Source organism: Pseudoalteromonas sp. CNC9-20 (assembly GCF_022347875.1).
GTDB lineage: Bacteria > Pseudomonadota > Gammaproteobacteria > Enterobacterales > Alteromonadaceae > Pseudoalteromonas > Pseudoalteromonas ruthenica.
The window spans coordinates 50768-70546 of record NZ_JAKRFS010000004.1 but is presented as its reverse complement, the minus strand read 5'-3'; the positions used below and the strand labels follow the sequence as shown (position 1 = coordinate 70546).

Below are 19779 nucleotides of genomic sequence, written 5' to 3'. Positions count from 1 at the left end.
ATAATTCCAAAAGGTAAGGTTGAGTCATGTCAGACTTTATTGGCGTTTATGATAACGCGCTTAGTGACGAGTTTTGTAGTCAGTTTATCGACCTTTTTGAGCAAAGCCCGCATACCCAGCCAGGGCGCACCTCTGGCGGTATTGATTTAGCGAAAAAAGATAGCCGCGATTTATACCTCAATGCCCACCCCGAGTATGCTCAAGCGCTACAACATATCCAGCAGGTAACAGCGCGACACGTGATGGACTACGTGCAAGAACACTTTTTTATGATGATTGGTGCCTTTGGCCTTAAAGTTTATCACCCCAAAACCGGACAGCCAGTTGATGTTACGGTGGAAAACTTTGATGAAGTGGCAAAGCCGCAGATGGGCACCTTACTACAGCAATTGTTTCGTTTGGGGAATATCCAAGCGCAAAAGTATGAAGTGAATAAGGGCGGTTACCCCTATTGGCACAGCGAAGTATATCCCCAACAAGGCCACAACGAAGCGCTGCATCGGGTATTGCTGTTTATGTTTTATCTCAATGATGTCAGCGAAGGGGGAGAAACCGAGTTTTATTATCAGAACCGTAAGATAGCACCCAAACGTGGCACCATGGTGGTTGCTCCGGGTTACTTCACCCACACCCACCGAGGCAATAAGCCAATATCCAATGACAAATACATTCTCACTTCCTGGGTGCTGTTTAACCGTGCCGAGCAAATTTACGGACAGCCTAGTAGCTAACAAAAAAGGCGGCTGCTACGCCGCCTTTTAACCTACATCATTACGCGTTGTTAATGAGCGTTGCCAAGAGCTCGAATAAGCGGTCTATTTCGGCGATGCTGTTATAGTGCATGCAACCGATACGCACGACTCCGCCTTTATCCATCACGCCGAGCTGCTCACACAGGCCTTGCGCATAAAAGTTACCATCCCATACACAGAGGTGGTGCTGGCCTAAAAACTCCGAAATTTGGCGCGGTTCGAAGCCGGCAATGGTCAGTGCAAAGGTGGGTGTACGCTGTTGCACTCGTTCAACATCGCTAATGCCATACAGAGTGATCTGTGGAAACTCCGCCAAACGCGTTAAGAAGTGGCGACTGAGCGCCATTTCATGCTCTTTGCTATTGGCAAAGGCGACTTGCAAACGCTGACGACGTGGCCTGCTGGCATCAAGACCGCTTAAACTGGCGATATATTCTATTGCGGCGGTGACTCCGGCCAACCCCTCGAAGCTTTGTGTGCCCGTTTCCCAGCGCCCCGGAACCACATCTTTCGCCGGCGCGACCTTGTAAGGAGTAAAGTGCTCTAAATGAGCGCGCTTACCGTAAACGATGCCCACGTGCGGACCAAAGAACTTATAAGCTGAGCAAGCAAGGAAGTCACAGTCTAAGGCTTGTACATCGATAAGCTCATGTGGTGCGTAGTGCACGGCATCCACATAGACTAACGCACCGTGCTGGTGAGCAAGCTCAATAATGCGCTTAATATCATTGATAGAGCCTGTGGTATTGGAAGCATAGGTCACTGCCACCAGCTTAGTATTGTCATTAAGAAGCTGCTCGAAATGAGCCATATCCAAGGTGCAGTCCTGCTCGTTGACGCGTAGTGCATGCACTCGCGCCCCCTTGTCTTCAGCGGCCTGCACCCAAGATGATACATTTGAATAATGGTCGGCATTGGTGACAATGATCTCATCGCTCGCTTGCCAGTCTCTAGACAAAGCGCGGCTGAAACTGAATGTCAGGCTGGTCATGTTGGCGCCAAAGACAATTTGCTCAGGGCTTGGGCTATTAAGTAAATCAGCCACTGCTTGACGCGCTGCGCTCATCACCGCCACGGTTTTGTCACTGGAGAAAAACGCGCCGCCCAAATTAGCATTGTAGTGGCCAAGGTAACTGCTCATCGCGTCTAAAACAGACTGCGGAACCTGCGCCCCACCTGGACCATCAAAAAAGATCGGAGATTGACCATCCACCTGCTGCATTAACGCCGGAAACTGCTGGCGTAATTCGGTTAAGTTCATGGCTGTCCCTTAAGCTGTCAGCACGAAGCAATCCAAGTAACCTGGCTTGCTATCATCAATTTTATTCATCGGCGTGGCGTTGTGCCAAACTTGGCGGTCATCAATTAGCGCAAACATGCCGTCTTTGATCTCCATTTTAAAACACGGTTTCGCTTCTTTATGCTCATACACCAGCAGCTCTCCGCCTTCTAGGTTTTCGTGCGATACGCCACATACACAGACATGGTCAAAGCCATCTTGATGCACACCTTCAGGTGCCGGCGGCGTGTCACTTTCAATTGCCAGCATGCGGAACTGGTGAATTTCAATATCACGGTCATCACTGATGCCGGTCATGGTGCGAAACTCTTCCACAATGCGCTTCATGCCTGCACTGGCCAACAGCGACTGTTCTAGATTCTCGTAGGTACGCTCAATATTGCCTTGGAAGTTATTGATGGAGTCATCCTGAACAAAGGCTTTAGTCGGCTGTAGCGTAAGCTCGCCTTGCTGCATTTTAACCACTGAGTAGCGACGCTTACGAAATGCACCATCGGCATACGGGTTGTCGGGAAGATTATCAAACGAAGGCTTTACTGCGTCGATATGAGCTTGGTCGATAAAACGAAGCTGGAGAAGGTTCTGATTATTTAACGTTGTCATAAAGATCCTGCCTTTTATGCAAATTTGCGGGGATCTTAAGCTATTTTCGGTGGTGGTTTGATTTTATTTACCCAGTTAGTTTATGTGTTTTTGCATCAAAAATGCATACATATGAATATAATAGGTAAATAATCTAATATTTTTATGCAGTGAAAAAATAAACACCTAATCAACTTTGTTTTGAGCATAAAAAAGCCCACTTGCGTGGGCTTTTTTATTTAACGCTGCATTACACCGCTTGCTGGATGATGACCTCATCCGCTTTTTTGGTGTACTGAGGCATTTTATGGAAGTTCAAGTAGCGATACGTATCAGCCGCTGTCGCATTGATCTTCTCGGCATACTCTTGGTATTCCTGAGGCGTAGGTAGTTTACCCAAAATCGCCGCTACCGCTGCAAGTTCAGCAGAAGCCAAGAATACATTAGCACCAGTACCTAAACGGTTCGGGAAGTTACGCGTTGAAGTAGACACCACAGTCGCTTTATCAGCAACACGAGCTTGGTTACCCATACACAGTGAACACCCTGGTGTTTCAATACGAGCGCCGACACGGCCAAAGATACCGTAGTAACCTTCATCTGTTAGCTGGTCACGGTCCATCTTCGTTGGTGGCGCAACCCAAAGTTGAGTTGGCAAACGACCGCCGTAGTTATCAAGAAGCTTACCAGCGGCACGGAAGTGACCGATGTTAGTCATACATGAACCGATGAATACTTCGTCGATTTTCTCACCGGTTACGTCAGAAAGTAAACGTGCATCATCTGGATCGTTTGGCGCACACAGGATTGGCTCTTTGATCTCTGCAAGATCAATTTCAATCACGTGCTTATAGTCTGCGTCTTTGTCCGCTTCCATTAGCTCTGGGTTGGCAAGCCACTCTTCCATCGCTTTAATACGACGCTCAATAGTACGTACATCGCCGTAACCTTCAGAGATCATCCACTTCAACATGACAATGTTTGATTCTAGGTATTCAGCGATTGATTCACGGCTAAGCTTCACGGTACAACCAGCGGCACTACGCTCCGCTGATGCATCAGAGAGCTCGAATGCTTGCTCAACAGTAAGGTGCTCAACACCTTCAATTTCAAGAATGCGGCCAGAGAATTCGTTGATCTTACCTTTCTTCTCAACGGTAAGCAGACCCTCTTTGATGCCGTAATAAGGAATAGCATGGACAAGGTCACGTAGCGTGATACCTGGCTGCATTTCACCTTTAAAGCGCACCAATACAGACTCAGGCATATCCAGTGGCATAACCCCAGTCGCCGCTGCAAACGCAACCGCACCAGAACCCGCTGGGAATGAAATACCTAGAGGGAAACGAGTGTGTGAGTCACCACCCGTACCGACTGTATCTGGAAGTAGCATACGGTTAAGCCAAGAGTGAATAACACCATCGCCTGGGCGCAGTGATACACCGCCACGGTTCATGATGAAATCAGGCAGCGTGTGGTGCGTTTTCACATCGATTGGTTTCGGGTAGGCAGAAGTGTGGCAGAAAGACTGCATGGTTAAATCAGCAGAGAAACCAAGGCAAGCTAAGTCTTTAAGCTCATCACGCGTCATTGGACCGGTGGTGTCTTGTGAACCCACGGTAGTCATCTTCGGCTCGCAGTATTGCCCTGGGCGAACACCTGGCATGTTACAAGCGCGACCAACCATCTTCTGCGCTAGGGTAAAGCCCTTACCTGAGTCGGTGATGATCTTCGGCTTACGGAAAATATCTTCCGGTTCCATACCCAATGAGGCACGCGCTTTATCGGTAAGGCCACGACCCACAATCAGTGGGATACGACCGCCAGCACGCACTTCGTCAAGAATCACGTCAGATTTAAGTTCGAAAGTGCTGATCACGTCATCGGTACCGTGGCGCTTCACCACACCTTCATATGGGTAGATATCAATTTGATCGCCCATATTCATGTCATCAACATTTAACTCGATTGGTAGCGCGCCCGAATCTTCCATGGTGTTGAAGAAAATAGGGGCAATTTTACCGCCAAGACAAACACCACCAACACGCTTATTCGGTACGTGAGGAATGTCTTCACCCATAAACCAAAGTACTGAGTTAGTCGCTGATTTACGTGAAGAACCAGTACCTACAACATCACCTACATAGGCAAGTGGTAAGCCTTTTGTTTTTAGCTCTTCTAGCTGTGAAATAGGACCTACTTCACCGTTTTTATCAGGGTTAATGCCATCACGCTCATTTTTCAGCATTGCCAAAGCATGCAATGGAATATCAGGACGTGACCACGCATCAGGGGCTGGAGAAAGGTCATCGGTGTTAGTCTCACCGGTTACCTTGAACACGGTAACAGAGATTTTCTCTGGTACTGCTGGCTTTTTCTCAAACCACTCAGCATTTGCCCATGATTCGATAACTTGCTGCGCGTACTTATTACCTGCTTTAGCTTTTTCTTCCACGTCATAAAACGCGTCGAACATAAGTAAAGTGTGTGACAAGCCCTTTACGGCAATCGGTGCTAAAGCGTCGTCATCAAGAAGGTCTACCATTGGCGCAATATTGTAACCGCCAAGCATAGTACCTAGTAGCTCTGCTGCTTTTTCTTTATCAATAAGTGGCGTTTGCGTTTCGCCTTTAGCAACTGCAGCAAGGAAACCTGCTTTTACGTAAGCCGCGTCATCCACACCAGGTGGTACACGGTTTACAAGTAAGTCTAAAATGAATTCTTCTTCACCGGCTGGTGGGTTCTTAATAAGTTCGATTAAGTCAGCTGTTTGCTGAGCATCTAGTGGTGCAGGCACAATACCTTGGGCTGCACGCTCTTCAACATGTTTACGATATTCTTGAAGCACAATTTTGCCCTCTTGGTGACGTGAAAACAGCGCGTATCGCCAAAGCGCTTACGTGCTATTTATAAAATTTTGACACGAATACAATTATAAAGGCTTTAAAGATAGAAGAAAATTGCTGCCATTGCCCAGTAAGGAAATAGTCACTATAAATTTGATGAATATCAATTGAGAGAAGATATAAAGTGGTGAATGTTGAGTAATAATTATTTGCAACAAAAAAGCCCAGCATCGCGCTGGGCTTTTTCATCAGATAATACTTAGTTGCGATTTACTTTTACGCGTTCAGTTACAGAGATATGTGCTTCAACGCGACGGTTTTGCGCATGTGCTTGTGCAGTGTTTGCATCGTTTAACAAGCGCTCTTCACCGAAGCCCACCGTATTGATGCGCGACTCGGCAATGCCGTCGTCGATAAGCTGGTTCGCTACATGATCGGCACGCTTTTTAGAGAGCGTTTTGTTGTAAGCGGCATCACCCACTGCAGAGGCGTGACCTTCCAATAGCACTGTGGTTTTTGGGTACTCTTTCATAAAGTCAGCCACTTCTTGAATATCATCAAAGTAACGCTGGTTTACGTCTGAGTTATCATGTGGGAAGCGCACTAACAAGCTCACTTTATCGCCTTTTTCCATGTAACGAGTACAGCCGTTCTCATCCACCGCATCGGTCATAGGTGTATTTGCGCAATTATCTCGCGCGTCAATAACACCGTCTTTATCGCTGTCTTTCGGCTCTTCTTTCACTACTGGAGCAACAACAGGCTCTGGCGCCGGCTCTACTTTTTTCGGCTGCGGCTTATCGCCAAAGTGATAGCTAAGACCTAGTTTAAGGCCGAAGTCTGAGTGATTTTGGTTCAAGCCTTCGTAGTAATTTGCTTCACCATAGGCAGCCCAGTTATAAGTTAGGTGATGGCGAAAACCTACACCTAGATTTGCCGCATTGAAGTCGTTATAAACATCAAACTTCTTAGCACCCAACACACCATAAACGGTATCGTTAAAGTGGTATAGTACGTCCGCACCATAACGCTCGCCGGTTTTATGATTGTCGGTATTTTCAATATCAAGCTCGAGTGCAGCGAACTCTAGGCGTGCAGTCCAATATTCGTTAAAGCGATAACCCACTTCAACACCTGAGCCAAAAGATTCGCCAATTTCAGTGCCTACAGGCGCACCATCGATGCGATCCCAATCGGCCCAGAAATAATCCCCAAAAACACCAATATGGAGGCCTTCTTGCGGGTTTGTTTGTTCGTCAGCCATAACGCCTTGAGTTGCGAAAGCCAGTACAATAGCTGCAGAGAGTGATTTGATTTTCATTGTATCCATCCCATGTTAACGATTATCGAGCACGCGCTTAGCATTTGTGCATCACACACCAGATTGAAAAAGCGGCTAATACTGCTTCATAAATCTGAGCTCGTTCGATTGTTATTGACTTTATTAGCTGGCATTTCTTGCTCTTATCGTAGCCACATTAATCAATGTGGTTTACGTCGTGGTCCAAGCCAACAGTTCATTTCCACACCCAAAGTGTAGACCGCAGTGAAGCAAAAACAAAAGCTTAGCCCCACCTTGTACTTCAAATTTAAACACAGGTTTGCTGAATAGCTGCTGAGCATCATATTAAAGTACTATGAACTGAATGTAACCAAGGCATTAAAAAAGCACCGAATGGTGCTTTTTGTCTATTACTCGCTGTCGTCGCTGGGGGTCGATGGTGAGTCTTTTAACAGCTGCTCCAGCTGCGAGAACATCGCTTTGCTGTAGTCAATAAACTCCTGCACTTTCTCTTGCTCTTTATCTTGATTGAGCCAAAGCATCAACCCCGATAGCTCATTTTGCAGCCCTAAGTCACCGGCCTGCTTGTATGCCTCTTTCAGCGACTCATTGAAAGGTTGCAGCTCTTTGGCAACTTCCTTACCTGGAGCCGTGCGCTCATACTCTCTTATTGCAGCACGAGTTTTAGTTTGTGTCAGATCCATAGAGAAGGCGACTAGCTCTGGGTTATCTAGCTGCAACTCACTGGCTTTATTGAACGCCTCATCATATTGGCCGCTAAAGAAGTCTTCACTTACGCCTTGCAGTAGTGCCATGAAATCATTTACAGCTTGCTGCTCGTCTTCATTTAATTCGCCATTAACCGATAACGTGAAGTTTAATTCCTGCTTCTCAAACTGTTCAGATGCATAGCCAGACCCTTGCTTTTCGCCGGGGGCAAATAAACTGGCTGCCGCACCAGCTTGGTAGTTTTGCGCTAAACTAACGACCACTTCATCGCCTTCAGCGGTAGTAAAACGATACTCGGCATTATTTTGTAGCTGCATATACTGGGCTTGGCTTACCGCTACGCCATTACCAATACTTTGCTCGCCAAAAAGCGATTGCTCAAACTCATTGAGCCCTTCTTCAATACCTTTTTGTGACTGCTCAATGCCGGTTTTAATTTCGTCGTTGAGTAGCCCAGCATCTTCAAGCTCACCGTAGGCATCATCAATACCGGTTTGCACGCCTTCGCGCGCTTGCGCCAGCATTTCTTGTAACTTGTCGTCATTGGCGCCATCGGCTTTCGCTTTTTTCACCGCACCAGTGACAAACTGCAGCACATTTTTCACTACCTCTTCGAAGTCAAATAACGGCTTGCTTTGCTGTTTTGGCTGTTCGAGACCTAACGCTTGCGCCAATTTGTCATTCAATACCTTGGCACCCACTTGGCCATAACCCGATGAGTAACTATCAAACCTCGGAGAGTTAATCGCGGGCTGTGCCGGCGCATCACCTTTATTTTTTAAACCAGAACGATTGCTTTGGTTAAAGATATGATTTAAATCGCTAATTTTCATGAGCTAAGGCCCTCCTCTGCAGTGGTTGCCAAGCCTTGGCAGCACACATTCATGAGTCAATTAATATACTACTACCGCTGTTATCGGCAGCACGCACAGAAACTGTAGAAATTTTGTGCACTTTGTAATGGCCGATACTGGACAAACCGTGGCAACTGCCTACAATAGCGGCGCACTTAATAACGAGAGGTTTGCATGCCAGTAATTGATATCGATACCAGCACCTATGACGCGCAGCTAACAGAAAAACAACAACGAATCACGACACAGTTTTCGCGCTTTGGTGTGCAACAGCTTGAAGTGTTTGCTTCGCCGCCGAAGCATTACCGTCAACGCGCTGAGTTTAGAGTATGGCATGATCAGGACGAGCTCTACCACATTATGTTTGACCCTGTAAGCAAAGAGAAGATCCGCGTTGATCAGTTTGACCCGGGTGCGCCGCTAATCAATGACCTTATGAGCGCGCTTATCAACGAGCTCAAAGATGATGAGTTGATGCGCCGTAAACTGTTTCAAATCGATTACCTCACGACGCTAAGCGGTGAGGCGTTGGTGAGCCTGCTTTACCACAAGCCACTCAACGAGCAATGGCTAGCTGGTGCCAAGGAATTACAAGCAAGATTACAACAACGCTTTAATGTTGAGCTCATTGGCCGTGCTCGCAAACAAAAAGAAGTGTTAGGAAATGACTATGTTATCGAGCGCTTGCAGGTAAATGGCCTGCAGTACGTTTATCAGCAAGTAGAAAACAGCTTTACCCAACCCAATGCCAAGGTGAACGAGCTAATGCTGGGCTGGGCTCAAGATGTGTGCGCCCCTTTGAATAATGATTTGCTCGAGCTTTATTGCGGTAATGGTAACTTCTCAGTCGCCTTAGCAGGGTCTTTCAATCGCGTATTGGCCACAGAAATTTCGAAGTCATCGGTTAAATCGGCACAGTACAATATCGCTGCTAATAAGGTGACTAACCTCGATATTATTCGTATGAGTAGCGAGGAGTTTACCCAAGCTATGCGTCAAGAACGTAGCTTTAGCCGCTTAAAAGACATCGACTTACAAGAGTATAACTGCCAGACCATCTTGGTTGATCCGCCGCGTGCTGGTATGGATGAGTTAACCTGTAAGTTGGTGAGTGAGTATGACAATATTATCTACATCTCCTGTAACCCAGACACATTAGAGCGCGACTTAGATAGGCTAGCAAGTACTCATAAGGTAACGCGATTCGCGATTTTTGATCAGTTCCCTTACACCCATCATATTGAATCCGGTGTGTTTCTCACTCGCAAGTAGCTGACACTATTTGCAGAATAAAAAAACCGCATCATTAAATGCGGTTTTTTTGTGCCTTTCTTAACTTATTTTTTCGCAAGAAAGTTAATCAGTGCGGCAATATCTTCGGGGTCGGTAACACCTGACTCACGACCTAATAGTAGGCGATATTTACCATTAACAATAAAGGTAGGAACACCGCGTAGGGCCCCTTTTTCTTTAAAGTATTCTTGATCGCGCTGCATCTTCGAGGCTTTGGTGCGAATAGCAAAGCCTTTAAATAGCTTGTCAAACTTGTCGCCATCTACGCCGTTGGCAACAAAAATATCTTTCACATCAGCGACTTCGTTAAACTTAGCGCGCTTAGTGTGGATATGACTGAAGATGGCTGCAATCAGCTTATCTTTTTGCGGCAGCACTTCAGCAGTCGCGAGTGCTTGTGACAGCATATCTTGATTCTCGGTGCTGCGGCCGCCCATGAAGTTAACGTGGCTTTTCTTAAAATCAACATCTTTGCTGAGCTTAGGTTTTACATCCATAAGCAAGCCTTCATAGGCGTTACATGCGGGGCAATAGAAAGAGAAAAACTCTTTCACTTCCGGCTTACGGCTAGCTCTGTCCGAAACCACTTCATAGTGCGTGCCTTCTTCAAACTGTGCCGCAATCGAACTGATGGGCAGCGCCAATGCCATCATGGCTAAAGCAATGAACTTCTTCATCGAGTACTCCGATTATTTTTCTAATAAATAGTTTACGAGCTCGTTTAGCTCTTGTTGCGATGCCACTTTATGCACATGCACTTTGTACTTATCGTTAACGATGAGTGTTGGCACACCGGTCAAAGCACCTAGCTTTGAGTAAGTTGTTTGGTCATCCACGGCTTCTTTCTCGCCATTTACAACAGGCTCGCTCGCAGCAAGCATAGCGAAACGTTGGGCATCAATGCCTTGCTCTGCGAGCAATGCTTCCACAGACTCTTGCGTTTGTAATGGCTCGCGTTGACGGTGAATGCTATCGAAAATCGCCTGCGCTACTTCGGCATCTTTACCTTCTTCTTTGGCAACGAGGTAAGCCCGAGTTAGGCGGTTTTGCGCATCTTTATCAATACGTAAGAAGTTTACATGGCTCTTAACTAAAGGCACGCCTTCAGGCAGTGACTCTTCAAGCGCCCCAACAATGGGCTCAAGCTTGAAGCAATGAGGGCAGTAGAAAGAGAAAAATTCGGTTACTTTATCAGCTTCAGACGCTTCAGCTTCAAGTACTTGATAGTGCTCGCCCGCTTTAAAGTCAGCTGCCCAAGCGGCAACAGGTAGGCAAAGTAGTAGTAGTGAATATTTTAAAGTTTTTATCATAGTCATCTCAATGTATACATTAAACATCAAAAGCAGGTGCTTAAGGTAAAAGTTTTAATGGTGGCTCATCTAACGCCGCCAACTGCTCTTTTAAAGCCAGAGTTTGCTGTTCCCAGTATTTGTCTTCAGCAAACCAAGAAAAGTTCCGTTCAAACGCCGGATCTGACCAACGTTTTGCTATCCAGCCCATATAATGCACCATGCGCATGGCTCGCAATGGCTCAATCAATCGCAACTGAGAATGGTCGAAGTCGGCAAACTCTTCATATGCCAGAACCAAGGTATCAAGCTGCAATAACTGATTTTGCCTGTCACCACTGAGCATCATCCATAAATCTTGAATCGCAGGGCCTTGTCGGCTGTCATCAAGGTCAACGAATGTCAGGGTGTTGTCCGCAGACCATAGAATGTTGCCAGCGTGACAGTCACCATGCAAGCGAATACTCTGCGAACAATCATAAAGTTGTACCGTTTTATCAATAACCTGTTGCAGTACAGTATAAAATGGCAGCGACATGGCTTTGCTCACCAAGTTACTTTGCTGCAAATGAACCTTAGCTTGATGCAAATACTCGTCGCACCCAAGCGTTGGTCGCTGCTCAAAAGCAGACGCTTTAGCTGTTTGATGCATCCGCCCGATTAAACGCCCGAGTTGCTCCAACTGATCCAGATTGTCCATTTCAAACTGCCGACCCCCCACACTTGGGAACAGGGTAAAACGATAACCTTGATGCTTAAACAGGGTTTTGCCGTTGATTGTCAGAGGTGCCACTACTGGCACCTCTGCATCCATTAATTCTTGGGTGAAGCGGTGCTCTTCCAAAATTTGTGCATCGCTCCAACGCTCTGGGCGATAGAACTTTACAACATAGCGGCGCTTATCCTCTGCCAAAAATTGATACACCCGATTCTCATAGCTGTTGAGTGCTAATAACCCCGACTCGGCATACACCTCAACCGAATCAAGGGCATCTAAAATGGTGTCAGGTGTCAAAGATGCAAAACTAAACTCGCTCACATTAGCGCCCTTTAAAGAAGTTGCTGGATTGCTTAAGCTGAGTGTCAGGGCTATCCACTGGATAAAGCACAAACTCAAATTCGGTCATTGGCTTACGTAAGTCATAAGGGTCAATGATCACCGACAACGGTGCATTGTGGGAGCGCCCCGGCTGCACGGTGAACTCCTGCTCACCAATCACTTGATAATGCTCCAGCCCCTGTACTTCGACTCTAAAGCGCTGTTCCTGCTGGGCTTTATTAAGAATCTTTAAGGTATAGGTGTTCTCTACCAAGCCTTCCATATTGACCCGATACAGCTGATTACGATCGCGGATAATGTCTAAGTCCATCGGCACGCGCATCATAATATTGGCCGCCAGCGCACCAATAAGAATAAATAGAATGACTGAATAGCCAATCAGCTTGCCACGAACGGGTTTAGTTTTCTCTGCCGACGCTTCAAGATTGCGCTCGGTGGTGTAGGAGATGAGCCCGCGTGGATAATTCATTTTATCCATCACGCCATCGCAGGCATCAATACAGGCGCCACAGTTTATACACTCATACTGTAGGCCGTTACGAATATCGATGCCGGTCGGGCACACTTGCACACACAAGTTACAGTCGATGCAATCGCCCAAACCCAGTTCCTTTGGATCTTGTTTGCGCCCACGTGGACCACGTTTCTCACCGCGCTTAGCATCGTAACTGACTGTGAAGGTATCTTTATCAAACATGGCTGATTGGAAACGTGAGTAAGGACAAATATGCAAACACATGATTTCGCGCATCCACCCAGCATTACCGTAGGTGCATAGCGTAAAGACAGCAATACTTAATACCGCATAACCACCGGCTGAAAAGGTAAAAAAGTCGGGCAACAACTCACGAATCGGAGTGAAGTAGCCAACGAAGGTAATAGCGGTATAGAGAGAAAAAAGAAGCCAGCTACCATGCTTGGCTGTTTTACGCCAAAACTTATCAAAGTCCATGGGGCGTTGATCCAACTTTTTACGCTGGTTTGCAGTGCCCTCTATCTTCTCTTCGAACCAAATAAAAATAAACGTCCACACGGTTTGCGGGCAGGTATAACCACACCATACTCGGCCGTAAAAGGTAGTCACCAAAAACAGCGCAAAGGCAGCAATCATAAAAATAAACGCGAGAATGGTGAGGTCTTGCGGTAAAAACGTCAGCCCAAAAATGGTGAAGTGCTGGTTCATTAAATCGAACAACACTGCTTGCTGGCCATTGTAATTAATCCAAGGAAGTAACATAAAGACCAACATTCCTACCAGACCAATACGTTGACGTAACAATTGATGGAGGCCTGTTACAGCGCGAACGTAAATGCGGTTACGGGGATTAAATCGATCGCTTTGCGCCGCACTGGGCTTTTCTATCTTCACGTCAGTAGGGATATTTTTTACCTTGATCCGCTGCTCTTTATCCATTGTCTTTCCTCAACGCCACGTTTTTAGGAAGGGGACAGTTAGTTTAACTGCTTAGAGTGCAAGTATATCAATTTAGCGACAAAAATGATGCCTTTGCAGGCATATATCATGGCTTTTGCTTGCTTTTAAAACACAGAGTTTACTAAACTAGGGCTGCGCTCGCAGTTACCTAGATCAAGGTTTAGTTATGAAGAAGTTATTGGTTATTATTTTTTTGGTGTTGGCTTTTTTCACCATAGACCACCCGATAGTAAAAGGCCCCCGCGACAAGCTGTTTAATCAGACCATGTCCGATTTGAGCGCGGCCAGTAAAGTAAACAAAGAAGTCAAAGCCAAACGAGCCCTAGAGCAAATTCGCCAACAGGTACGCTTGACAGACAAACAGGATCAACACCTAGCCTCTGCTTTGAATACCGTCAATGGCATGTACGCATGGGAGCGTAAATACTGTTTAAATCGCGAGCTTAATGAATATCTGTTTGGTGATGCTTTGCGCCAAAGCTGCTCGGTCATCGCCAGCACCCACTAAGTTATGGATTTCTCGTCACTGACCAAAAAGCAAAGCCAGTCGTTTGTGCAGCAAAAAAAATTGCTACAGCGACTGTCTAAAGGTCAAGAGGTGCGCTGCGAGCACTGCCACGGAAAAGTCATCCTAGCTCTGGGTGAGCCGGGCTATGCGAGCGCACGGTGCGAAAAGGGCTGTACCGACGTGCTATTACAGCTATCCTAGCCGTCCCATTCTTGCTCATCATCAAATAAGCCACTTTGCACTGCGACAAGCTCAATCAGCTCAGCAAAGCCGAGGCTAAAGTCGGCCATCATATCGAACAAGACTTCGGCAAACTGTTGCTCGCTCTGCCCACTTTGTGCCGCTTGTGCGCAAAATGCTTGTTGCTCACTGAACAAACTCAGTACGGTCACCGCTTGTAGCAACATCTCGCGACTGTCATCATCCACCGCCTGCGCCGTTAGCAACGGCTCAATATAATAGCTAACACCAATCGCAAACCCTTGGCTCCACAGAAGTATAGGTGCATCATTGGCAAAGTTATGCTGCCAAGGCTGACGCAATTGCACAACCTTACGCAGGTTGAACCCCTCACTATAAACTTGATCGCTCACCTGTTGCTGCGCATTCATTAACGCAAATAATACGCTCTCATCGCTCTTCGCTGCTTGCTCGCCCAACACATCGACCAACCATTGCTCTGGCTCGATAGGCTGAGGGGCGCACACAAGGGCAAACAAGTAGCCTTGCAGCTGCACAAAGTCCATTGCATGGTCATGTTCATCCAAGTATTTTTGCAGTTGTTGCTGCACACTGTCGCTCATTAGAAGTTGATCCTATAACGCCCATCACTGGTTTGGTTGCCGAGGAACTGTACAGCATCATGCACATCCTTAGGTAGACTCGCATCCGGTTTTACAAAACCACTTGCTGTAAGTTGACTACGCTCGTTAAGGCCCGCATCAACTTGAAGCCCAAGGCGATTCTCTTTATCAACTTTCACGCTAATGCCGCCGTTTTTACAGGCTAACTGTCCTTCTAATTCACCAATACTGAACCAGCCATTGCGCCCTTTCACGGTGATATCTGGTGAGCTAATTTCGCCAGCGAGAACTTGGCAGTGCGGCTGACCCAATTGATATTGGGCAATATCAACAAAAATCCGCCCCTGCGCTTGGGTGGGAATAGGCAGTTGTACTTGTGCCAATGCCTGCTCTATACGAATACGGGCATTAGCGTCAGTAACCGTTAAATCCTTCTCAATCAGCCCATAATTAATCACCCCACCCGCAGAGAGCTCTTCAGGGTTACGTTTATTCCCTAAGGTGACATCCACTTGCGCTTTACCTGTTAGTAATGCCCAGGCATTCACTTGCCACTGCGCTTTGCTCAGGTATTGACCTTGATAGCGCACACCATTTATTTGTCCTTGCCAGATGGTACCGCTTGCTGGCCCTAGCTGTAATCCTGGCGGCAATTGCTTAGCCGCCAAATTAAGCGCGATAGAGGCGGGAAATAAAGCCACAGCAAAGATGATAAAAGATAGTAAAAATAAGCTTCCCAGAGCGAATGCTTTCTTCACAGACATAGTTACTCCAATACAATGCGGCTAACGCGCACATGCCCAGGCTTTTGGTCTTGCGACAGTTCAATATTGGCGATGCTAACGCCGTGATTGTTCACCAACTCGTCAAGCCAAGCTAACAACTGGTTGAACGGCACACTATCAATGTTTACCCGTAAGCCATCACCGCTTGGCTGCATACGGCTGATCGCAATTTGATATCGGCCCCGGGTGCGGTTGACGATTTGCGTCACATTTTTGCCACCGGTGTTGGCAACGGCGCCTTTTGCTTTGAGCTTGACCACACTTTGCTGCACAAATTGCAGCAACTCTTGTTGTTTTAACTGGTCTTGCTTGGCGTCTTCAATGGCATTATTCAACGGCCGATAAACCACCATGACAAAGAAGAACACCACAAATACCGCACCAGCAATTAAGAGTAAGCGCTGCTCTTGCGACTTTAAGGACTGCCAATAATTAGTGAGTGCGCTCATTGTGCTCCCCTTATTCTTAACTCGCCGATGACACTTTCACCATCGTTATTGAGTGAGCCTTGCTCAACATCTAAACCGCGCTGCTCGAGTTTGGCTTTTACCTGCCCAAAACTTTGGAAATCTTGTCCTCGGGCCCCTACGCGCAGTTCATTGCGACGTTGGTCAAAGCGTAATGTTTGCGGCACAAACTGTTTGCTTTGTTGCACCACATCGGCAAAATCTTGTAGTAATAATAAAAATTGGGCGCTCGGCCCTTGGCCACTTTCTTTCAAAGCACCGTTAATCTGGCTCCGTAATAAATGAGGACGCACTTTAGTGCCTGGGAAAGCACGTTCATAAGTGCTGATCACCTGAGCCTTGGTTGCTTCAGCTTGGCTGCTATAGTGATAAAGCTGCGCGCCTTTAACCCCAAGCATAAAGACCAAGGTCACCGCTGCCGCCACCATCGCCGGGCGCCAAGTTTTTAACCAGCCATAGCTTTGCTTTTTATAAGCAAATTCGCCTTGGCGAAGATCGATTGGCGACGAGGCGGTGGCGAACATAGCCAAAGGTAACTCAAACTTTTCTTCATGTACTTCGGTGGCTATCTGCTCACTGTGATAACCAGGCAACGGGCTATACAAGTCTAAGGTTTGTACGCCAACGGCACTTAAAAAGGCTTCGGCCCACTGTGGCTCTAGCTGTGCACCATGCCACGCTCCATAGCGCACCAAAAAGCTATGCTCATTGACAGCCATCGCTGTAGCTCGCTGTGGCTGAGGCTCCGGTAATAACAGAGCATCACTGTGAATATGCTCGACAAGCAATTGCGCATCGCTCAATACTGATAGCCAATTTTGCAACCATTGACGGTTCACCAAAGCAACCTGAATGAAGTGCTGCTCGCCATCACTGTGCGCCTGGCCGTGAGCGATAAACAAGCTGTCGACATCAACGGCGACCTGCTCCTCAATCATATAAGGAAGCGCTTGCTCTAGCTTGCGGCTCCACTTAGTCGGCAATTGCACGCGGTGACATTGCACCTGAGCGCTGGGTAACACTAAGGTGCACTCACGGTTATGTACTTTCGTTGCTAACTGCTCTAATTCATTGGCATCATGTAGTTGACCACTGCCAATAATTTCATTTTCACTGCGGTTATAGACCAGCCAATGTATGGGCTGATCGGGGCGCTCGCCCACGTGGATCAGTAAGGACTCTCTCACTGCACGCCTCCAAATTTTCGCGCCAAAATAGTTACGTTGTTTTTATCTGCTTGTAGTAATGACGTCATAGTAAACTCGAAATCAACGAAGGTAGCGGTGGTTTGTAATTGAAAGTACTCACTTTTCAACACAAAACGCTCATCATCTGCCTTCACATCCTGTCCGCCTTGCTTTTTTACTTCTGTGGTGAACTCATTGAGCTCATCGAATCCTTCGTCGGGACGAGCGGCAATCACCGCCTGCGCACCTGACTCACTGAGACCATTGACCATTGCTGCCAACAACAGCGCCTGATCTTCAGTAATGGTATTGACGTTAATAGAAAACAGCTCGTCATCAGGAATAACACACACATAGGGTGCTATTTTCTGCATGACTAAGGGGTTAAAGCCCTTCACTAAACGCAGCTCTGAAATATCGGCGAAGAAGTTATTAGCGGTTAAGTAAGGCACATCACGTGACAAATACTCATCTTCTTCCGCGCCTGAACGCATGGTAATACTGTCTTCATCAAGCCAATCAAAGACACTGTCAGCCATGGCCTCTTCCGACTCTTGCGCAGGCAACTCCTCAACTTCTTTGAGCAAGGCTAGCAGCGCCTTGTGCGCGGGATTTGATTTTACAAAGCCGCCTTCAGCAGCACTGGGCTCAGCGCGCAAGGCATTTAAGTTTAAGCACGTTTGTAAGTCCCTTATCGCACCACTAATGGTGCCGTTTTCCACCGGATAAGGAGTGTCAGCGGCGAGTGCCCAAGGTTGTTGTAAATGCATTTTATCGGGCTCTTTTTCAATACTTTCCCGCAACACTTTTTGCGCCAGCGCTTCCGCTGCATAGGCATACCATTTCGCCTGGCGGAAATCGTCTAAATTCGTAGACTTTTGCACCTGCACCATTAAATTGATGCTCATTTGCGCCGCTATAGTCGTCGCCAAGGCGACAATAAACAACACGATAACCAACGCTGCACCACGAGCTGACTGTTTACTTTTCGCCACTTTTTGCCTCCTTGCCTTGCCCTGCAAGTAAAAACAAACGTTTAATTGGCTCCCGGTCTTTTAGCGTCAGCTCAATAGATACCGCTTTGGGTAATCCCTCTTGTTGCCACTGTGGCTGCCATGGCTGCTCGCCTTTACTGTCATAAAATTCAAAAGTGAGCTCTTGCACCCCCTCCAACAGCACTTGCACACGTGGCTCTGTACTATCTAACTGATCGACATAGAGTCGATATAGCCGCTCTAGCCGCTCCTCTTGTACCCGATATGCCACAGCTTGCAATTCACTGCGCGGTAATAGGTAGCCGGGGTTTGTCCAGCCGCTGCGCACAAAGCCGATACCATCAAACTCGCTATCGAATAAATAGCGTTCGTGCATCAGGAATTGCTCTTGCGTATCACCCGCCTCGTTGCGCACTTTGCGTTTAGTGATCTGGCTAAAGTCTTGCTCTAGCATACGAAATACGTTTTGTAGCCGTGAGAGCTCATCCAAGGTTTGCTCTGACGCTTCCTTGGTGCGTGTGGTTACATCCAAAATCTGATGGGTTGCGCCGATAATAAACACCATCACAGCCAACGCGACCAACACCTCGACTAAGGTAAAACCGCCTTCGCTCCCATTGTGACAGCCATTAGCGCCGGCCATTGCTTTTGGCCTCTTTATCGATATAAGTGGACAGGGTGTAAGCAAACTGCTCGTATTGCTCATCGGTGTACACCTCGATATCCACTTTTACAAAGCTACTGTCAGCCGTGCGCGTGACTTTTTGCTGCCAATACCATGTTTGTCCAGCCAACTCGACTTTGCCTTTATGGTTATTTTTAGCAGCCCACTTGTCACCTTGAGCACGAATTTCAACTAACTGGTTTTCTGCCACCCAAGACGCATAGGTTTGCTCTTCGATGGTACTTAAGTGATTAATATGCTCGCCGCTGATTTGCATCGCCGCGATGCCGGCCATGGCGCATATACTCAAGGCCACCATAACTTCCAACAACGTAAAGCCCTGATACCACCAACCCCTGCCTCGATTCATGGCCACTGCTCTCTATCAAGTGCCACGGGAGCCATAAACTCACCGGTAATAGTGTAGGGCATAAGCTCTTCTTCACGGCTATCCACGGCCAACGCCAGCTCAAACGGGCTGACCTCTCCAGAGGAAAGGATCATCACTTGCGGGATTTTCATTTTTTCCAGCTCAAGGAAGTCCTCTTCATCGACCCCTAAAAGCTGCTGCCAGTCGACGGCATCGAGCAGGCTATCTTGCGCCCATGGCAAATCTTCTTGATTCAGGGTCAACTCAAAAGGCGGTTCGAATTGCTTGCCTTTCAGTACCCCTTCGGCATCTTCCAATGGCCGCCATTCCTGCTCAGCATAGGTTAAAAACTCATAGCCATTATCAGCAACATACAACCCTAATTGACGCTGATTTAAAATGGCGTACTCAGAGGCATAATTAATACTGGTCTGCAGCGCGAGGGCGTGTTGCTCGAGCTCATCCTCATGTGAGTCATCGATGCTGTATACCACGAGGTTAGCGGTAAAAGCGATGATCGCTAAAACCACTAAAATCTCGATTAAACTAAAGCCACGATGACGAGCAACTGCCATACA

Annotated in this window: 20 protein-coding genes; 3 read left to right on the top strand and 17 right to left on the bottom strand. The window is 47.2% G+C overall.

Annotated elements, in window-relative coordinates; translation table 11 throughout:
* The first annotated feature begins 26 nt into the window (after window positions 1–26).
* Window positions 27–731 (top strand): 2OG-Fe(II) oxygenase, encoded by a 705-nt coding sequence (locus tag MHM89_RS10565; protein ID WP_022945504.1) that lies wholly within the window; start codon window positions 27–29, stop codon window positions 729–731.
* A gap of 40 nt (window positions 732–771) precedes the next feature.
* Here the strand turns inward: MHM89_RS10565 and MHM89_RS10560 are convergent, their stop codons facing one another.
* From MHM89_RS10560 to MHM89_RS10540, 5 genes are all read right to left on the bottom strand, one after another.
* Complete coding sequence (locus MHM89_RS10560; RefSeq protein ID WP_239408757.1) at window positions 772–2013, bottom strand: cysteine desulfurase-like protein; 1242 nt, start codon at window positions 2011–2013, stop codon at window positions 772–774.
* Window positions 2014–2022: 9 nt separating this feature from the next.
* Entirely contained in the window at window positions 2023–2655 is a 633-nt protein-coding gene (locus MHM89_RS10555) for a 2OG-Fe dioxygenase family protein (RefSeq protein WP_022945502.1), read from the bottom strand.
* Window positions 2656–2884: 229 nt separating this feature from the next.
* Window positions 2885–5482 carry a bifunctional aconitate hydratase 2/2-methylisocitrate dehydratase gene (gene acnB, locus MHM89_RS10550; RefSeq protein WP_022945501.1) on the bottom strand — a complete coding sequence of 866 codons (2598 nt, stop codon included), beginning with the start codon at window positions 5480–5482 and terminating at the stop codon, window positions 2885–2887.
* A gap of 257 nt (window positions 5483–5739) precedes the next feature.
* On the bottom strand, window positions 5740–6801 hold the full coding sequence (locus MHM89_RS10545) for an OmpA family protein (RefSeq protein ID WP_045979110.1): 1062 nt from the start codon (window positions 6799–6801) through the stop codon (window positions 5740–5742).
* Window positions 6802–7172: 371 nt separating this feature from the next.
* Window positions 7173–8324, bottom strand: coding sequence for a DUF5610 domain-containing protein (locus MHM89_RS10540; protein WP_239408756.1), 1152 nt, complete (start codon window positions 8322–8324; stop codon window positions 7173–7175).
* Window positions 8325–8519: 195 nt separating this feature from the next.
* On the opposite strand from MHM89_RS10540, the gene trmA reads away from it, so the two are divergent.
* The gene (trmA, locus tag MHM89_RS10535) at window positions 8520–9617 is read left to right on the top strand and encodes a tRNA (uridine(54)-C5)-methyltransferase TrmA (protein ID WP_239408755.1); all 1098 of its coding nucleotides are present in this window, start codon (window positions 8520–8522) and stop codon (window positions 9615–9617) included.
* 65 nt (window positions 9618–9682) lie between these two features.
* Here trmA and MHM89_RS10530 read toward each other — a convergent pair whose 3' ends face one another.
* Genes MHM89_RS10530 through ccoG form a run of 4 tightly spaced genes read right to left on the bottom strand, consistent with a single transcriptional unit; the run spans window position 9683 to window position 13401 of the window.
* The gene (locus MHM89_RS10530) at window positions 9683–10315 is read right to left on the bottom strand and encodes a thiol:disulfide interchange protein DsbA/DsbL (protein ID WP_239408754.1); all 633 of its coding nucleotides are present in this window, start codon (window positions 10313–10315) and stop codon (window positions 9683–9685) included.
* Window positions 10316–10327: 12 nt separating this feature from the next.
* Window positions 10328–10948 carry a thiol:disulfide interchange protein DsbA/DsbL gene (locus tag MHM89_RS10525; RefSeq protein WP_026110942.1) on the bottom strand — a complete coding sequence of 207 codons (621 nt, stop codon included), beginning with the start codon at window positions 10946–10948 and terminating at the stop codon, window positions 10328–10330.
* A gap of 40 nt (window positions 10949–10988) precedes the next feature.
* The gene (locus tag MHM89_RS10520) at window positions 10989–11966 is read right to left on the bottom strand and encodes a serine/threonine protein kinase (RefSeq protein WP_239408753.1); all 978 of its coding nucleotides are present in this window, start codon (window positions 11964–11966) and stop codon (window positions 10989–10991) included.
* Between the two features lies 1 nt (window position 11967).
* Window positions 11968–13401 carry a cytochrome c oxidase accessory protein CcoG gene (gene ccoG, locus MHM89_RS10515; RefSeq protein WP_239408752.1) on the bottom strand — a complete coding sequence of 478 codons (1434 nt, stop codon included), beginning with the start codon at window positions 13399–13401 and terminating at the stop codon, window positions 11968–11970.
* Between the two features lie 187 nt (window positions 13402–13588).
* Between ccoG and MHM89_RS10510 the strand changes: the two genes are divergently transcribed.
* Window positions 13589–13930: a hypothetical protein gene (locus tag MHM89_RS10510; RefSeq protein WP_022943747.1), complete on the top strand. Its 342-nt coding sequence runs from the start codon at window positions 13589–13591 to the stop codon at window positions 13928–13930.
* Window positions 13931–14127: 197 nt separating this feature from the next.
* On the opposite strand, the gene MHM89_RS10505 is transcribed toward MHM89_RS10510, so the two are convergent.
* The 8 genes from MHM89_RS10505 to gspH are packed head-to-tail and all read right to left on the bottom strand — an operon-like array spanning window position 14128 to window position 19776.
* Window positions 14128–14733, bottom strand: coding sequence for a UPF0149 family protein (locus MHM89_RS10505; RefSeq protein ID WP_239385622.1), 606 nt, complete (start codon window positions 14731–14733; stop codon window positions 14128–14130).
* Window positions 14733–15497, bottom strand: a complete 765-nt coding sequence (locus MHM89_RS10500) for a type II secretion system protein N (protein ID WP_151173536.1) — start codon at window positions 15495–15497, stop codon at window positions 14733–14735. The genes MHM89_RS10505 and MHM89_RS10500 overlap by 1 nt, the downstream gene beginning before the upstream one ends.
* Before the next feature lie 2 nt (window positions 15498–15499).
* Window positions 15500–15967: a type II secretion system protein M gene (locus MHM89_RS10495; RefSeq protein ID WP_239408751.1), complete on the bottom strand. Its 468-nt coding sequence runs from the start codon at window positions 15965–15967 to the stop codon at window positions 15500–15502.
* Window positions 15964–17172 carry a type II secretion system protein GspL gene (gene gspL, locus MHM89_RS10490; RefSeq protein WP_239408750.1) on the bottom strand — a complete coding sequence of 403 codons (1209 nt, stop codon included), beginning with the start codon at window positions 17170–17172 and terminating at the stop codon, window positions 15964–15966. The genes MHM89_RS10495 and gspL overlap by 4 nt, the downstream gene beginning before the upstream one ends.
* Window positions 17169–18167, bottom strand: coding sequence for a type II secretion system minor pseudopilin GspK (gene gspK / locus MHM89_RS10485; RefSeq protein WP_022943741.1), 999 nt, complete (start codon window positions 18165–18167; stop codon window positions 17169–17171). Before gspK ends, gspL begins: the two co-directional genes overlap by 4 nt.
* Window positions 18154–18810, bottom strand: coding sequence for a type II secretion system minor pseudopilin GspJ (gene gspJ, locus MHM89_RS10480; protein ID WP_045979100.1), 657 nt, complete (start codon window positions 18808–18810; stop codon window positions 18154–18156). The genes gspK and gspJ overlap by 14 nt, the downstream gene beginning before the upstream one ends.
* Window positions 18797–19201, bottom strand: a complete 405-nt coding sequence (gene gspI, locus MHM89_RS10475) for a type II secretion system minor pseudopilin GspI (RefSeq protein WP_045979099.1) — start codon at window positions 19199–19201, stop codon at window positions 18797–18799. The genes gspJ and gspI overlap by 14 nt, the downstream gene beginning before the upstream one ends.
* On the bottom strand, window positions 19198–19776 hold the full coding sequence (gene gspH, locus MHM89_RS10470) for a type II secretion system minor pseudopilin GspH (RefSeq protein WP_239408749.1): 579 nt from the start codon (window positions 19774–19776) through the stop codon (window positions 19198–19200). The genes gspI and gspH overlap by 4 nt, the downstream gene beginning before the upstream one ends.
* Window positions 19777–19779 lie beyond the last annotated feature (3 nt).

Coding starts and splice junctions, on each gene's coding strand:
- MHM89_RS10505 (WP_239385622.1), bottom strand. CDS start 14,733: ATGAGCGACAGTGTGCAGCAACAACTGCAAAAATACTTGGATGAACAT.
- MHM89_RS10530 (WP_239408754.1), bottom strand. CDS start 10,315: ATGAAGAAGTTCATTGCTTTAGCCATGATGGCATTGGCGCTGCCCATC.
- MHM89_RS10565 (WP_022945504.1), top strand. CDS start 27: ATGTCAGACTTTATTGGCGTTTATGATAACGCGCTTAGTGACGAGTTT.
- MHM89_RS10525 (WP_026110942.1), bottom strand. CDS start 10,948: ATGATAAAAACTTTAAAATATTCACTACTACTACTTTGCCTACCTGTT.
- MHM89_RS10545 (WP_045979110.1), bottom strand. CDS start 6,801: ATGAAAATCAAATCACTCTCTGCAGCTATTGTACTGGCTTTCGCAACT.
- gspJ (WP_045979100.1), bottom strand. CDS start 18,810: ATGGCCGGCGCTAATGGCTGTCACAATGGGAGCGAAGGCGGTTTTACC.
- ccoG (WP_239408752.1), bottom strand. CDS start 13,401: ATGGATAAAGAGCAGCGGATCAAGGTAAAAAATATCCCTACTGACGTG.
- gspH (WP_239408749.1), bottom strand. CDS start 19,776: ATGGCAGTTGCTCGTCATCGTGGCTTTAGTTTAATCGAGATTTTAGTG.
- gspI (WP_045979099.1), bottom strand. CDS start 19,201: ATGAATCGAGGCAGGGGTTGGTGGTATCAGGGCTTTACGTTGTTGGAA.
- MHM89_RS10540 (WP_239408756.1), bottom strand. CDS start 8,324: ATGAAAATTAGCGATTTAAATCATATCTTTAACCAAAGCAATCGTTCT.
- MHM89_RS10495 (WP_239408751.1), bottom strand. CDS start 15,967: ATGAGCGCACTCACTAATTATTGGCAGTCCTTAAAGTCGCAAGAGCAG.
- MHM89_RS10560 (WP_239408757.1), bottom strand. CDS start 2,013: ATGAACTTAACCGAATTACGCCAGCAGTTTCCGGCGTTAATGCAGCAG.
- MHM89_RS10555 (WP_022945502.1), bottom strand. CDS start 2,655: ATGACAACGTTAAATAATCAGAACCTTCTCCAGCTTCGTTTTATCGAC.
- MHM89_RS10510 (WP_022943747.1), top strand. CDS start 13,589: ATGAAGAAGTTATTGGTTATTATTTTTTTGGTGTTGGCTTTTTTCACC.
- MHM89_RS10500 (WP_151173536.1), bottom strand. CDS start 15,497: ATGTCTGTGAAGAAAGCATTCGCTCTGGGAAGCTTATTTTTACTATCT.
- trmA (WP_239408755.1), top strand. CDS start 8,520: ATGCCAGTAATTGATATCGATACCAGCACCTATGACGCGCAGCTAACA.